Source organism: Streptomyces sp. SID8374 (assembly GCF_009865135.1).
In the GTDB taxonomy this organism is placed as follows: domain Bacteria; phylum Actinomycetota; class Actinomycetes; order Streptomycetales; family Streptomycetaceae; genus Streptomyces.
In genome coordinates, this window is record NZ_WWGH01000001.1 from 5,183,941 (window position 1) to 5,198,147 (window position 14,207).

13 protein-coding genes are annotated in these 14,207 nt (G+C 70.9%); 3 read left to right on the forward strand and 10 right to left on the reverse strand.

The annotated features are described in order from the left end of the window. Nucleotides 1-107 precede the first annotated feature (107 nt). Nucleotides 108-482: a hypothetical protein gene (locus tag GTY67_RS23225; RefSeq protein ID WP_161279857.1), complete on the forward strand. Its 375-nt coding sequence runs from the start codon at nucleotides 108-110 to the stop codon at nucleotides 480-482. Here the strand turns inward: GTY67_RS23225 and GTY67_RS23230 are convergent. Both GTY67_RS23230 and GTY67_RS23235 read right to left on the reverse strand, forming a co-directional pair. Beyond that, the gene (locus GTY67_RS23230) at nucleotides 479-1,330 is read right to left on the reverse strand and encodes a helix-turn-helix transcriptional regulator (protein WP_161279858.1); all 852 of its coding nucleotides are present in this window, start codon (nucleotides 1,328-1,330) and stop codon (nucleotides 479-481) included. The genes GTY67_RS23225 and GTY67_RS23230 overlap by 4 nt on opposite strands. A gap of 11 nt (nucleotides 1,331-1,341) precedes the next feature. Then, nucleotides 1,342-1,866 (reverse strand): DUF6879 family protein, encoded by a 525-nt coding sequence (locus GTY67_RS23235; protein WP_161279859.1) that lies wholly within the window; start codon nucleotides 1,864-1,866, stop codon nucleotides 1,342-1,344. A 667-nt stretch (nucleotides 1,867-2,533) separates the two neighbouring features. On the opposite strand from GTY67_RS23235, the gene GTY67_RS23240 reads away from it, so the two are divergent. Continuing rightward, on the forward strand, nucleotides 2,534-3,715 hold the full coding sequence (locus GTY67_RS23240; RefSeq protein ID WP_161279860.1) for a methyltransferase domain-containing protein: 1,182 nt from the start codon (nucleotides 2,534-2,536) through the stop codon (nucleotides 3,713-3,715). A 36-nt stretch (nucleotides 3,716-3,751) separates the two neighbouring features. Here the strand turns inward: GTY67_RS23240 and GTY67_RS23245 are convergent, their stop codons facing one another. The 5 genes from GTY67_RS23245 to GTY67_RS23265 form a co-directional block, all read right to left on the reverse strand. Beyond that, nucleotides 3,752-5,215 carry a glucoamylase family protein gene (locus GTY67_RS23245; RefSeq protein WP_161279861.1) on the reverse strand — a complete coding sequence of 488 codons (1,464 nt, stop codon included), beginning with the start codon at nucleotides 5,213-5,215 and terminating at the stop codon, nucleotides 3,752-3,754. 158 nt (nucleotides 5,216-5,373) lie between these two features. Next, entirely contained in the window at nucleotides 5,374-6,579 is a 1,206-nt protein-coding gene (locus tag GTY67_RS23250) for a family 1 glycosylhydrolase (RefSeq protein WP_093685976.1), read from the reverse strand. A 98-nt stretch (nucleotides 6,580-6,677) separates the two neighbouring features. Then, complete coding sequence (locus GTY67_RS23255) at nucleotides 6,678-7,553, reverse strand: carbohydrate ABC transporter permease (protein WP_161279862.1); 876 nt, start codon at nucleotides 7,551-7,553, stop codon at nucleotides 6,678-6,680. Beyond that, the gene (locus GTY67_RS23260) at nucleotides 7,550-8,518 is read right to left on the reverse strand and encodes a sugar ABC transporter permease (protein ID WP_093685978.1); all 969 of its coding nucleotides are present in this window, start codon (nucleotides 8,516-8,518) and stop codon (nucleotides 7,550-7,552) included. Before GTY67_RS23260 ends, GTY67_RS23255 begins: the two co-directional genes overlap by 4 nt. 2 nt (nucleotides 8,519-8,520) lie before the next feature. Then, entirely contained in the window at nucleotides 8,521-9,765 is a 1,245-nt protein-coding gene (locus tag GTY67_RS23265; RefSeq protein WP_161279863.1) for a sugar ABC transporter substrate-binding protein, read from the reverse strand. Between the two features lie 291 nt (nucleotides 9,766-10,056). Between GTY67_RS23265 and GTY67_RS23270 the strand changes: the two genes are divergently transcribed. Beyond that, nucleotides 10,057-11,277, forward strand: coding sequence for an acetylxylan esterase (locus GTY67_RS23270; RefSeq protein ID WP_161279864.1), 1,221 nt, complete (start codon nucleotides 10,057-10,059; stop codon nucleotides 11,275-11,277). 53 nt (nucleotides 11,278-11,330) lie between these two features. Here GTY67_RS23270 and GTY67_RS23275 read toward each other — a convergent pair whose 3' ends face one another. From GTY67_RS23275 to GTY67_RS23285, 3 genes are all read right to left on the reverse strand, one after another. Beyond that, nucleotides 11,331-12,176 (reverse strand): SDR family oxidoreductase, encoded by an 846-nt coding sequence (locus tag GTY67_RS23275; protein WP_161279865.1) that lies wholly within the window; start codon nucleotides 12,174-12,176, stop codon nucleotides 11,331-11,333. A 149-nt stretch (nucleotides 12,177-12,325) separates the two neighbouring features. Continuing rightward, on the reverse strand, nucleotides 12,326-12,790 hold the full coding sequence (locus tag GTY67_RS23280) for a PaaI family thioesterase (RefSeq protein WP_161279866.1): 465 nt from the start codon (nucleotides 12,788-12,790) through the stop codon (nucleotides 12,326-12,328). A gap of 76 nt (nucleotides 12,791-12,866) precedes the next feature. Beyond that, nucleotides 12,867-13,937, reverse strand: a complete 1,071-nt coding sequence (locus GTY67_RS23285) for a LacI family DNA-binding transcriptional regulator (protein ID WP_161279867.1) — start codon at nucleotides 13,935-13,937, stop codon at nucleotides 12,867-12,869. Nucleotides 13,938-14,207 lie beyond the last annotated feature (270 nt).

Below are 14,207 nucleotides of genomic sequence, written 5' to 3' on the forward strand. Positions count from 1 at the left end.
CGTGGCTCCGAACACTGTCCGAAGCCCTCGACACGGATCCGGAAGACGCCCTCGCCTCCCGGGCGGCCCTTACGTTCCTCTGGTCGGCCTTCGCGGAGAACGGCGCGATGCCGCCCTCGCACTTCGCCCCTCTGCTCGCCGCGCACCGCCAAGCCCACGCGGAGCAGGCCGTCACCGCGCTGCTCACCCAGGTCCAGGCGGAAACCGGGCGGCGTCTCGAAGCCCCCGTGCGGCATTCCCCACCCACCGAACGCGACCCGGAAGGCACCGTCCACGTCGGCCCCGAACCTGTCCAGGGCATCGCCCCGAGCGACATCCACACCGAAGCGGCGGAGGGCCTGCAATGCCTCCTCGCGGACCGGGACCGCCTGATCTGGCCGCTCTGCCCCGACCACCGGGTCGCTCTGCACGCCACCAGCACTGCGTCCGGCGCCGTGTGGGTGTGTTCGGTGGGCGGCCACACCGTACGGGGCATCGTCTAGGGGAGAGCGGAGTTGATGGCCTTGGCCATGAGGCCGCGTGCAGCCGCTCCGTAGACGGCGATGCGGGACAGCTCCACGAACGCCCTGAGGTAGGTGTGCACTTCGCTGGGTGCCGTGATGTTCACCTCGGCGGTCAGTGTTTCCACGGCCACCTGGGCGTCGTCGAACGCGTAGAACGCTTCCAGCGGCCAGACGGTACGCCGAGCCTCCTTAGGGATGATCCCCAGAGACACGTTCGGCCGGGCCATGACCTCGTAAAGGTAACGGAGTTGTGCGGCCAGCTCAGGCCCGTCGCAGACGCGGTAGTGGAGGACGGCTTCCTCGACCAGCAGGGCGAAGCGGTGGTCGCCCTCGTGGACGACGCGGGAGCGGGCCATCCGGGCCCGCACGGCATCGGCCACGTCGTCAGGGGTGCCCTGGAAGGTGGTGATGGAGCGGAGGAGTCCCGTCGCGTACTCCGGGGTCTGGAGCATGCCCGGCAGAACGTTGGAGGCGTACACGCGGAAGTGCGTCGTCCGCTCGTACAGCGGGACCGTGCTCTCGTGGACCCGCCGCATGCCGTCCCGGTGGATCCGCTGCCACTGGACGTACATGGACTCGGCGCTCCGGGACGCGGCGATCAGGTCGGCGGCCTGGGCCCCCGCCCCGCAGGCTTCGGACCACGCCCGGATGTCGGCATCCGAGGGGGCCGTCACGGCCCGTGCGATGCGGGAGGCCTTGGACTTGTGCCAGCCGCACCGCACGGCCAGTTCATGCCCGGTCAGCCCGGCGTCCCGCCGGAGCCCGTCCAGACGGGACGCGAGGGCCTCACGGGCGGCCTGGGCGGTGGAGAGCGGCGACTCGGGCATGAACGTGCTTCTCAGACGGCGTACTTGTCGTGCGGGACGGCTTGCTCCCAGACGGCTTCGAAAGCGTCGGAGCAGAGGTCGGCCGTTGCTTGATCATCGGTCTGGTCGGTGTGGACCCAACGCCCCTCACCGTCGAACACATTGAACTGGACCAGCCTGCCGTCGAACAACCAGAAGTCGTTGCCCGGCAGGGCAAGTCCCGAGGCCGACCGGCGGGGGAGCCAGCGGATTTCCTCGCCGGCGGCGATGTTGGTGAAGGTGAACGAGTGCTCGTAGCGGATGTACTCGCTGTGCGGTTCGCTCACGATGCGGGCGCGGCGCAGGCGGACACCCTTGGCGGTGATCTCCTGCACGAGGTCCAGCCAGGGGCGCCACCAGGAATCGCGGTCGTCCTGGTCGAGCCGCTTGCCCTGCCGCCAGGCCGCGAACCGTTCGTCCTCGTCCGGTACGGCGTAGACATCGCGCATCTCCAGATGGACGGCGGACCGCTCGGCCGACCGGATCAGGTCGGTGAAGTTACTCAGGCTCTGCGCCATCAAGTGCCTCCCTCAGCAACGGAATCATGCGCTGCGGCAGCCGCACCACGCTCTCGTGTGCCGGAAGCGGACTGTTCCGGGTGGTCAGGGCAGTTGTGTCGGCATCGGCCGTCACACCCTGAATGACGAGTTCCTTCGTCTCCTCGTCCACCCATACGGCCGGGCAGCCGTGATCTCCGGACTCAGGGTCCTTCCCGACGAACCGTAAGCGCATGGCCCCTCCTCACGTCGAGTCGGCTTCAGCAGCCGACTGCGCGCAGCCTCACGACCTTCCGACTGGGCGTCAAGGCTGATCAGGGGGCGCGTGCAACCGCGTGCAACTTCCTGGACCGGCGTTTCCGGGGCTCCACCGCGGCCGGACGCCTGCGCCCTGATCACGGCTGCTCTGGACTCCCCGGGGTGAATCGGCGCAACTACGTGCAACAACGTGGATTCCCCGCCCACCGCCTCCCTAGGGTCGTTCCACCGAGCCGGAGAGCGGGGCCAAGCCCCCGGGCTCCCACTCCAAGAGGAAAGGGACCGCTATGGGTTGGGGAACGGGCAAGGGCGGCGGCGGTGGCGACGGAAAGCACTCGGGAGGCAAGGACCCGGGCACCGCGAAACCTTCCTCGGACACCGCGAAGCCGGTGCCGGAGCCGAAGCACAAGGGAAAGTAGGCGCAGGCCAGATGGAGCCGATCGGCGCGGATGAGCGGGACGCCATGTGCGGTCTGCTCGGTGCGGTGCGCGGAAGCTTCGGCGCGCCCATGGCTCCGGTCTGGGAGGCCGCCTTCCGGGATGTGCCCCGGCACGCGTTCCTGCCCGAGAAGGTCTGGGTGGGGGAGGACCTGGCCGAGTGCTCCCGGGGTGTGGCGCCGGAGGAATGGCTGCGGCATGCCTATGCCGACACCGCAGTCGTCACGCAGGTCAACGACGGACAGGCCGTCGCCGAGCCGGGGGAGCGCTGGGCGTCCTGCTCGGCCTCCGCTCCCTCGATCGTCTTCCGCATGCTTGAAACGTTGGACGTTCGGCCAGGCCATCGTGTCCTGGAGATCGGTACGGGCACCGGCTGGAACGCCGGGCTGCTCGCGCACCGGCTCGGGCCCGGGCTGGTCACCACCATCGAGGTGGACCCGGTGCTCGCGGCACAGGCGGCGGGCTGTCTGGAGCGCGCGGGGCTGGATGCCCGGGTGATCCAGGGCGATGGGGCCTGGGGGCATGAGGCCGGTGGTCCCTGGGACCGGGTTCTCGCCACCTGTTCCGTACGGGCCGTTCCTCCGGCGTGGATCGCGCAGACGGCGCCGGGTGGCGTGGTCCTCGTACCGTGGGAGTCGCCTTGGTTCTGCTACGGGCTCCTCAGGCTCACCGTGGACGCGTACGGGGGTGCCTCCGGGTTCTTCTCCCCGCACTCGGCGTTCATGCTCATGCGCGGGCAGCGCACGGACCTGCGGATCTATCGCGATGTGGTGCGGGACAGCCACGTTCCGGTGGAGTCCGCGACCCGGCTGCCCCCGTGGGCCGTCGCCGGTGACGACTGGGCCGCACAGTTCGCGGTCGGGCTCCAGCTCCCGGACGTATGGCGCACCTGGCACGACGACCCCGATGTGGAGGGGGTTGCCTCCCGCCTGTGGCTGGCCACCACCGACGCGACCTCCTGGGCGGCCGTGGACTGGGACGGGCGGTCCGCCGGCCGCTTCACCGTGTGGCAGTACGGGCCTCGCCCGCTGTGGGGGATGGTCGAGACCGCCTACGACTGGTGGCGCGGGGCCGGGAGCCCGGGGCCGGCGCGGTTCGGTCTGACCATCAATCCCGACGGCACGCATGTGCCGTGGCTGGACACCCCGGGCAACCCGGTGCCTGTCCTGGCATGACCGAACGCCGCCGCCCCGGACCACGTCCCTGGAGCCTCAGATCGAGAACCGCTCCCGCTCCAGCAGCGGCCGCACCCGGGACCGGAACCCGCCCGTGCGGAACGGGCGTTGGAGCAGGCCCGGGCGCAACTCCTGGGCCAGGGCGGCGATGACCATGCCCTGGTCGAGGGCGAGCATGAAGTCGCTGACCCGGCCCGTGGACACGTTCACCGAGTCCCGGAAGCCGAGCCCCTCCTCGTACGCCCCGAAGTCCCGCTCCAGGGCACGCAAGTTGGCCACCGCCTCCCGGCCCGCGTACGGCAGCGCCAGGAACGAGGCGTGCGGGGTGACCACTCCGTTGGTGAACGCCGAGGGGGGCGGGAGCGGTTCGCCGTCCGTGGTGTGCGTGCGGTCCGTGTTGGAGGCGTAGCCGTCGACCGCCATGCCCAGGGCGTCGACCCCGTACTCCTGGTAGCCGCCCTCCGGAACGTTGGAGGGTGAGAAGCCCCAGTAGCCGTACTGCGCCTCCCGCAGGCCGTGGTCGATCTGGCTCCGTACGTAGCGGTGGTGGGTCAGGCCCCAGGCGCGCGGCGACCACTGCGGCTCGGGCACGAACAGCGGCACCATCAGGGCCTCGAACATGGAGCCGCCCCAGGTGGGGACCACCTTCCGGCCGCGGTGGGTGTAGTGGCCGTTCCACACCCGTACGCCGTCGACCGTGACGTAAACCCCGCCGGGGCTCTGCTCCTGCTCGTGCTCCGGCAGCATCGTCCGCAGCAGGTGCCAGTAGTGGTCGCGGGGGAGCGAGCCGTCCGCTATGCCCAGGTAACTCGCCATGCGCGGCTCGGTGTTGAGCGCTCCGTAGTGGTGCGGCGTCGGCTCCTCCGTGTCCGTCCAGACGCCGCCGCGCAGCTGGCCGGGGCCCGCCACCGGGTCCGCCGGGTCGTACGGCGTGTAGAAGTACGACCAGTCCGCCGTCGCCAGGATGCGGTCGATGCGGGGGCGTAGGGCGGGGGCCGCGTCGGCGGCTATCCGCAGGCCCGTCACCAGCCACGCGTTGTCCACCGAGGAGAGGAACGGGCGCACCGGCTCGCCCGTTCCCGGCCACTCGGTGAGGACTGAACCGTCGTGCGCGTCATACCAGTTGAGCCAGAAGCCGTGGTGGCGCTCCAGCTTCTCCACGGCCGTGACCGTACGGGTCAGGGAGCGGGTCATCGCGCTCTCGCCGATCACGCCCAGCCCTGCGGCGGCCACCGTCGACCAGAGGCCGCAGCCGATGTTGGTGGGTGAAGTCTGGATCGACCGGGCGGGGGCTCCGGGGGCGCTGAGGTCGATCTTGTCGGTGACCAGGCCGAAGTCCGTCGTCATGGCTTCCAGCGACCGGTACGTGTCGCGGAACCAGTGGTGGAGGAGGCGCGGGTCGGGCGGGGTGGCCGCTGGTGCGGACGGAGCGGATACGGCTCCGAGCGACAGGGCCGCGGCCCCGGTCCCTGCGGCGGTGAGAAACGTGCGACGGTCCATCGGTCCGGCTCCTGGTGGCAGAAGGGGAGGGGGAACGGTGCTCGTGCGGGCGGCTCGGGAGCCGGCGGTCGTCAGGTTCCGCCGGCTCCCGCGCCGGAGGGAGCCGTCAGGTGGCTCCCCGTATGGTGGGTGTCCTCTGTAGCCAGGGGACGCCTTGATTACGCTGCCGTGCGCGGCAGTTCGCGCGTGCGGCCCAGCGAGCCCAGCCACTTCGCCGACGGGCGCGGCGTGCGCTCGAAGGTCTCCAGGTCCACCGCGATCAGGCCGAACGTCGGCTTGAACGAGCCCCACTCGTAGTTGTCCAGCGCGCTCCACGCCAGGTAGCCCTGGATGTCGATGCCGTCGGCCAGTGCGGAGGCGACCTCGTTCAGCGCGCCCGCGTAGTAGTCCGCGCGGCGGGTGTCGTCGGCCGTGGCGATGCCGTTCTCCGTGACGATCAGGGGGACGTCACCGACCACCTCGGCCGTGTGCCGCAGCGCCTCGCCGACCGCGCTCGGGTAGAACTCCCACTGTGTCAGGGTCCGTTCGGCGTCGTCCGCCGCCGGGATCGGGCCGTCGGGACCGATCCGCGTACGGGTGTAGGACTGCACGCCGATCCAGTCGTCACCGCGCGCCGCCTCGATGAACACGTCCTCGCGCGGGTGGCGGTAGGCGGCCGTCACGTCCTCCGCGCCGGGCAGCGCCTGGTAGACCTGGTTGGCGATGGTCCAGCCGACCTGGATGCCCGCGTCCAGCGCCCGGACCTCCTTGACCGCCGCGTGGTGGGCCGCGATGACCGCCTGGGTCGTCTCGTCGTCGGGCGTGGGCAGGCCGGCGGGCGGGAAGCCGATGTCGCCGCGCTTGGCCTGGCCCGCCATCACGGCGATCATGTTCGGCTCGTTGATCGTGCAGACGTGCCGTACGCCCTCGGAGATCACCGGCGCGCAGGCCGCGACGTACCGCGCGAACAGCTCCGTCGCCCCCTCGGCCGTCCAGCCGCCGCGCGCCTCGAACCACTGCGGCACCGTGAAGTGGTGCAGCGTCACCATCGGGCGCAGGCCGCGGGCGATCGCGCCCTCCACCATCCGCCGGTAGTGGGCGAGTTCGGCGCGCGAGAAGGAGCCCTCGACCGGTTCGATCCGGGCCCACTCGATCGAGAACCGGTAGTCGGTGAAGCCGAGGGAGGCCAGCAGATCCATGTCCTCGGGCCAGCGGTGGTAGCTGTCGCAGGCATCGAGGCTCGGCTCCTGGATGTGGGTGCCGGTGCTGTGCTCCTTGATCCACCAGTCGCTGTTGGTGTTGTTGCCCTCGATCTGGTGCGCGGCCGTGGAGGCGCCCCAGAGGAAGCCCTCGGGGAACGGGACGGGAGCAGGGGTGTTCGTCATCGCGACATGTCTTTCTGGTGGGTGGTGAGGGGTGCGGCCGCCGCTGTTACGGGGTGGGGTGCGGCGGCCTCGTTACGTCAAGTTCCTCGGCGGAAGCGCTACTTCAGGCCCGCCGTGGCGATGCCCTGCGTGAAGTGCCGTTGCAGGGCGATGAAGAGGACCAGCACCGGGAGCACGACCAGGAACGCCCCGGCCATCAGCATCCCGTTCGATCCGCCCGCCTTGTTGGGGTCCGTGGCGAAGGTCGCCAGCGCGACCGGGAGCGTGTACTTGTCGGGGTCGTTGGTCGCGATCAGCGGCCAGACGAAGTTGTTCCAGGAGCCCAGGAACGTGAAGATCGAGAGCGTTGCGAGGGCGGGCTTCACCAGCGGCATCACGATCCGCCAGAAGATGTACCACTCGCTCGCCCCGTCCATCCGGGCCGCTTCCAGCAGCTCGTCCGGGATCGACTGCATGAACTGGCGCATCAGGAAGACCCCGAACGCCCCGGCGGCGAACGGCAGCACCAGACCGGCGTAACTGTCGATCAGCCGGAGCTTGCTCATCAGCACGAACAGCGGCAGCAGCATCAGGTTGCCGGGCACCATCAGCGCACCGAGCACCAGGCCGAAGAGCTTGTTGCGCCCCACGAAGTTCAGCTTGGCCAGGGCGTAGCCGAGCATGGAGCAGAAGACCAGGTTCGAGACGGTCACCAGGACCGCCACGATCACCGAGTTCATGAAGTACAGCGGCAGGTCCAGCTTGTCCAGCAGCTGGCGGAAGTTGGTCAGGGTCCACTCGGTGGGAATCCACACCGGCGGGCTGGCCGACAGCTCGCTCTGCGTCTTGAAGGCGGAGAGCCCCATCCAGAGGAAGGGCGCCGACATGACCAGCAGGCCGAGGGAGAGCAGGATGTAGACCAGGGGGCGGGAGGCGCTTCGCCTCTTCGGCGCCGGCGTCCGGGCGGCGGGCGCGTGGCTGCTGTTGGCGCTCATTTCGTGTTGTCCTTCAGCAGTCGGAGCTGGAGCACCGTGATGCCCATGATCACCACGAACAGGACGTACGCCATGGCGCTCGCGTAGCCCATGTGGAAGAAGTTGAACCCCTCGCGGTACATGTTCAGCGAGACCGTCAGCGTCGAGTCGGACGGGCCGCCCTGCGTCATCACGAACGGCTCCTCGAACACGTTGAGGTAGCCGATCGTCGTGATCACCGTGGCGTAGAGGACCGTCGGCCGCAGGAGCGGGACCGTGATCCCCCGGAACTCCTGCCACACGCTCGCCCCGTCCAGCTTCGCCGCCTCCCGCACCTCCGTCGGGACCGCCTGGAGGCCCGCGATGAAGAGCACCATCACCGTTCCGACGTTCCGCCAGACCGCCATCACGATCAGCGACGGCATCGCCAGCGTCTCGGAGCCGAGGAAGTCCGGTGCCGTCCAGCCCACTTCGGAGAAGAGGCCCGCGATCAGACCGTCGCTGGGGTCGAGGACGAACCGCCAGACGACGGCCACCGCGACGATCGTGGTCACCACCGGGGCGTAGAAGCCGACCCGGAAGAAGGTCCGCGCCCGGTCGATGCCGTTGTTCAGCAGGACGGCGGTGACCAGCCCGATCGCGATGGTCAGCGGGACGCCAACCACCACGAAGTACCCGGTGTTGAAAAGGGATTTGAGGAACTTCTCGTCGCCGAACAGCTTCACGTAGTTCTCGAACCCGATGAAGTCCGCTTCCCACGGGCGCGTCACATTGCGCAGCCCGAAGTCCGTGAAGCTCATCACCAGCGTGGCGAGGATCGGGAACGCCATGAAGACGGTGAACAGGACGAGGAACGGGGTGGAGAACAGCCAGCCCGCCGCGTTCTGCACGCCCATCGACTGCTTGCGGCTCTTCCTGCCCGCGGACGCGGTGGCGCGTGGTGGCGGGTCCTGCCGTACGGCTGCCTTCTCGGTCGTGGTGCTCATGGCTACTGCTTCACGAGGCCTTCGATCTCGGACTGCGCCTGCTTCAGCGCGTCCTCGGCGGACGCCTTGCCCTGCGTCACCTTGGCGATGGCCTGGTCGACCTTGTCGGTGATCTCGGTCCACTGCGCCAGCGAGGGCGAGGACTTGGCGGTGTCCATCTGCTTCTTGAAGACCTGGAGGTCGGCGTCGTCGGCGAGCTTGCCGGACTCCCAGGCCGAGGTGTTGGCGGGCAGGTCCTTCGTCCGCTCGTACCAGTCGGCCTGGCCCTCGGTATCGGTGAGGTACTCGATGAACTCCGTGGCCGCTGCCTTGTGTTCGCTGTCCTTGGAGATGACGAGGGAGGAGCCGCCGGCCATCGAGGTGGAGGAGGCGTCCGCCGGAACGTTGGCGATCGCCCACTTGCCCTTGATCTGGGGCTGGCCCTCGTTGAGGAGGGTCACGTGCCAGGGGCCGCCGAAGAACATCGGGACCCGGCCGTTGCCGAAGTCCTTCACCACGTCGTAGCCGGGCTGCACGGACTTGTTGGACAGGCCCTTGTCGAAGTAACTGCCGTACTCCTTCAGCGCCTTGACCGCCTCCGGGCTGTCGATGACCGCCTCGCCCTCGGCGTTGACGATCTCGCCGCCGGCCGAGTAGAGGAAGGAGTAGAAGTTCTGCACGGTGTCCAGACCGCTGGGCTGGATGGACAGCCCCCACTTCGTACCGGCCTTCTTCTGGTACGCGGTGGCCAGGTCCTGGAGCTCCTTCCAGTCGGCCGGAGCCTTGGTCACGCCCGCCTTCTCGGCCAGGTCCGTGCGGTAGTAGAGGACGCGGGTGTCGACGTACCACGGCACGCCGTACGCGGTGCCGTCCACCTCGCCCTGCTCCCAGCCCGCCGGGAAGAAGTCCTTCTTGTCGAAGACCTTGGTGTCCACCGGCTCCAGCACGCCCAGCTCGGCGAACTCGCCCATGTAGCTCCCGCCCATCTGGGCCACGTCGGGCAGCGTGCCCGCCGCGGCGGCCGAGACGAGCTTCTGGTGGGCCACGTCCCAGCCGACCGGAGTCACCTTGACGGTGATGTTCGGGTTGGCCTTCTGGTAGACCTTCGCCACCTCCGCGAGCTTCTCGCCCTCGGCGCCCATGGCCCAGACGGTGAGTGTCTGCTTCTCGTCCGCGGCGACATCTCCGCCGGAGGAGCCGCAGGCGGAGAGGGTGACGGCGAGCGCGAGCGCGAGGCCGGCGGGGGCGGTTCTGGCGATGCGGGACATGGAGGGCTCCTCCTTGAGCAATCCTGATGCTGCGCGATGTATGCGCTGCCTGTAAGCGCATACATCACTCTGCGCCAGGCTTTCCGGAATCCGCAAGAGGGTGCTGGGTCACACTCGTGCAACGTGGCCGACACCTGGGCGCCCACTCCCGCACCGTAATCGCGCCGTTTGTGGAACAACAGGCGATGTGACCGATTCGTCGGCCTGTGCTCCGGGACCCCTGTGCCCCTGTGCCTCTGGGTCCCTGGGGCCTCTGGGTGCCTGCGGCGGGTCGGCGTCTACCCTCGCCGCATGGCCTCACCCGTCGCCTTCACCCACGACTTCCCGTTCGACCCGGCCCACGGGTACACCGCCCTCGACCAGCTGCTCCAGGTCCCGGCGCCGCCCGCCCCCGAGGACTTCGAGGCGTTCTGGCGCGAGCGGTACGCCCGGGCCCGCGCGGTTGCCACCCGGCCCGTCCTCGGCCCGGTGGAGGAGGAGCGCGACGGCGTACGGATCCACTCGGTCACCTACACCTCCGTGGGCGGCGTCCGGCTCGGCGGCTGGTTCGCGCTGCCCGCCGAGGGGCCGGTGGGTTGCGGATTCGTCATCGGCCACGGGTACGGCGGCCGCCAGGACCCGGGCCGGGACCTCCCGCCGCCGCTGCCCGGGGCCGCCGCGATCCTGCCGTGCGTACGGGGGATGGGGGAGCGGGGCCGGGTCGACGGCATCCCGGACCTGGCCGACGAGCATGTGCTGTACGGGATCGGCTCCCGCGACGCGTACGTCATCGGGGAGTGCGTGGCCGACCTCTGGTGCGCCGCCTCGGCCCTCCTGGAGGTCGTCCCGGAGCTGGCGGGGGCGGGGGTGGACGCGAGTGCGGGCGCGGGCGCAGGTGCCGTGAGTGGCGGGGTGCCGGATGCGGCGGGAGTCCCGGCGGCCGGTGGTGGGCGGCTGGATGCGGGTGCGGATGCCGCGGGTGGCGGGGGGCTGGATGCGGTGGGGGCCCCGGCCGGTGGGCGGCGCCCGGATGTGGTGGGGGCCCCGGCCGGTGGGCGGCGCCCCGGCGGGCCGCGTCTCGGTTACCTCGGCGAGAGCTTCGGCGGCGGGCTCGGGGCCCTCGCGCTGCCCTGGGACGACCGCTTCGGCGCCGCCCAGCTCACCGTCCCCACCTTCGGCAACCACCCCCTGCGGCTGACCCTGCCCTGCACCGGCAGCGGCGAGGCGGTGCGGGCGTACCACCGCGAGCTCCCCGAAGTCGCCGACGTTCTGCGCTACTTCGACGCGGCGACGGCGGCGACCCGGCTGGAGCTGCCGACGCTGGTCGCGGCGGCGCTGTTCGACCCGGCCGTGCCGCCGCCGGGCCAGTTCGCCGTATACAACGCGCTGGCCGGGGAGCGCGAGCTCCAGGTGCTGAGCGCGGGGCACTTTCCGTACCGGGGGATGGTGGCGGAGACGGCGGAGCTGGACGCGGGGCGGACGGCGTTCTTCGCCCGGCACCTGGGGCGGGGCGTGGCTTCGGCGGACGGCTGAGGGGGGCGTGGGGGTACGGCGGACCGGCCGGACGTGGGGGTCGGCGGCCGAAGTCAGCGTTCGACGGGCGTCGCCGGGTCGATCGCGTACGCCTTCTCGACCAGCTCCGGTCGCGAACCGTCGTTGAGCCCGCGCTCCCACTGGGCGGCCACCTGCTCCCGTACCGAGGACTCCATCTCGGCCGGCAGCACATGCCGGTAGCGGGGGTCCTCGCCCAGCAGCACCTTGACCGTCATGTCGTACACCGGCTCCGGGTCGTACTGCTCGTGCGGGAACGCGATCTCCGCGTAGTCGAAGAGCCGCCGGGACGGGTCGTCGCGCCACTGCTTCCAGGTCTCGAACATGGTGTCGTTGAAGCCGGTCAGGAACGGGCCGGGGTTGATCGTCGCGACCGTGACGCCGAACTCGGCCAGCTCCTGGTCGAGGGCGTCCGCGAACGCCTCCACGGCGTGCTTCGAGCCCGCGTACGCCCCGGTGAACGGGTCCACGGTCAGCCCGGCGACCGACGACATGAAGACGATCCGGCCGCTGCGGCGCGCGGCCATCTTCCGGGCGAACCCCTGGGTCAGCAGGACGGGCCCGAAGACGTTCACCTCGAACTGGCGGCGCAGCCGGTCGGCGGGGATGTCCACGGTGGAGCCGCCCTCGGAGATGCCCGCGTTGTTGAGCAGCACCTCCACGTCCCAGGTCCAGGCGTTCTCGCGGTCGTCGGGGTCGGTGACGTCGAGTTTCTCCACCCGCAGCCGCGCCCCGCGCTCCTTCGCCGCCTCGCGCACGGCGGTCACCTGCGCGACGATCTCCACGCCCGCGATGACGTCGTGCCCGGCGGCGGCCAGGCGCAGGGCGACTTCCTTGCCGAATCCGGTGCCTGCTCCGGTGATGAGGATCGTGCCGGCCATGCCGGTGCCGCCTTTCCGTCGCTCGGGGGTCCGCTCTCCGTCGGGCCTCTCCGGTCCTGCGGCACGCGCCGACGTAAGCGACTTTACGGGCGTAACGGGCAGGATGCCGGGTTCGGGCGGCCACCCGTGCGGGAGGCGTACCCCGGCGGTCAGGCCGGTCCCGGGGCGTCCACCCGGATCAGCGTCTGCTGCCCGTTGGCCACAAGCTTGCGGCGGCCGTCCTCCTGGACGCCGAAGACCTCCAGCTGGCACACGGTCAGGGTGCGCCCGGACTTCAGGACCGTACCCACGGCTTCCAGGTGGTCACCGGCGGCGGGCGCCAGGAGGTTGATCTTGTACTCCACGGTGAGGACTTCGCTGCCCTCGGCGAACAGCGTCAGCGCCGCGTAACCGCCCGCGCTGTCCGCGATGGCGCTGGTGGCACCGGCGTGGACGTAACCGTGCTGCTGGGTCACCTGGGGGCGGCTCGGCAGGACGATGCGGACGCGGCCCGGCGCGACCTCGGTGATGCGGGCACCGAGGTGGCGCATCAGCCCCTGGCGGCCGAAGCTGTCGCGGATCCGCGCCTCCGTGGCGGGGCTCGTACGGTCGTCCTGCGGGGCGTGCTCGTTCATGTGCTCTCCTTCGTCCGGAGCCGCGGCCTGCCTGTCGTCCGCGGCCTCACCGTCATCCGCGGCCGCAGCCGACCCGTCACCCGCAGCCGCAGCTCGCCCTTCGCGTCACCGAGACCGGCAGCTCCAGCGAGACCGGGGCGCGGCCCGGGTCGGCCAGGCGTTGGACCAGCAACTCCACCGCCTGTTCGCCGAGTTGGCGGATCGGCTGGCGGACCGTGGTCAGGGGCGGGCGGACGATCCGGCTCAGCGGGATGCCGTCGAAGCCGGTCACCGCGATGTCCTCGGGGACCCGTACCCCGCGCCGCTCCAGCGCCTGGAGGGCCCCCATCGCCATCTGGTCGTTGACGAAGAGCATCGCCTCCGGCCGCTCCACCCCCGCACCCTCCGAGCGGTCCAGCAGGGCGTCGGCCGCCCGCGCTCCCTCGGCCTGGGTCAGGGTGCCGGTGCTCAGTTCGGGGCGGGAGGGGACCGGGAGCCCGGCCTCCTGGCACGCCTGCCGGAAGCCGTGGAAGCGGGCGACGGCGTCCGGGGAATCGTCCTCGCCGCCGACGAACGCCAGGCGGCGCAGCCCGTGGTCCTCGATGAGGTGGCGGGTCAGGGCGCGCTGGCCGTCCGCGTTGGCGACGACGATGTGGTCCAGGTGGTCGATCTCGCGGGGCCCGGCGAGCATCACCACCGGCAGTCGGCGCGATATGACCTCCAGGTCCTCGGTCGGCACGGTCCGGGCCAGTACGGCGAACCCGTCGACCCTCCCCGCCACCTTGGCGACCAGGCTCTCCGGCCCGCCGTCCAGCGAGGCGGCGATGAGCAGGGCGTAACCGTGGCGCCTCGCCGCCCGCTCCATGCCCCGGATGATCTGGTCGGAGTAGAGCATGACGGCCTGGTCGTCGTCGGCGTCGTTCAGCGCGGCCGCGCTCTCGGCGTCCGGGTCGGCGTAATCGGGGAAGCAGAGGCCGAGCACGCCGGTGGTGCGGCTGGCCAGGCCCCGGGCGCTGCCGCTGGGTACGTAACCGAGCTCGCGGGCCGCCGCCAGGACCCGTTCGCGGGTCTGGGCGCGTACGGAGTCGGGGTTCCGGTAGACCCGCGAGACCGTGGCAATGGAGACGCCCGACCGCTCGGCGACGTCGTACACCGTGGGGGCGCTCACTCGACCGACCGTCCGCTTCTTCGTCCGCCGCGCCGGGCGCGGATGCTGATCCCGGGCCGGCGGCTTCCGGTGCCGGCCCTTGCGATCACGGGCTCGTGAAAGCGCATTCACCCTAGATCCTGGGCCGCCGGGGGAGCAAGACGGGGCGATCCGGGGCGACCGGGGCGGGGCAGGGCGGGGCGTTCCGAGGCGACCGGGGCGGGGGTGGAGGCGTGTCGCGGCGGGCGTGGGGGCGTGCCAAGGCGGGGGTGGGGGCGTGCCAAAACGTTC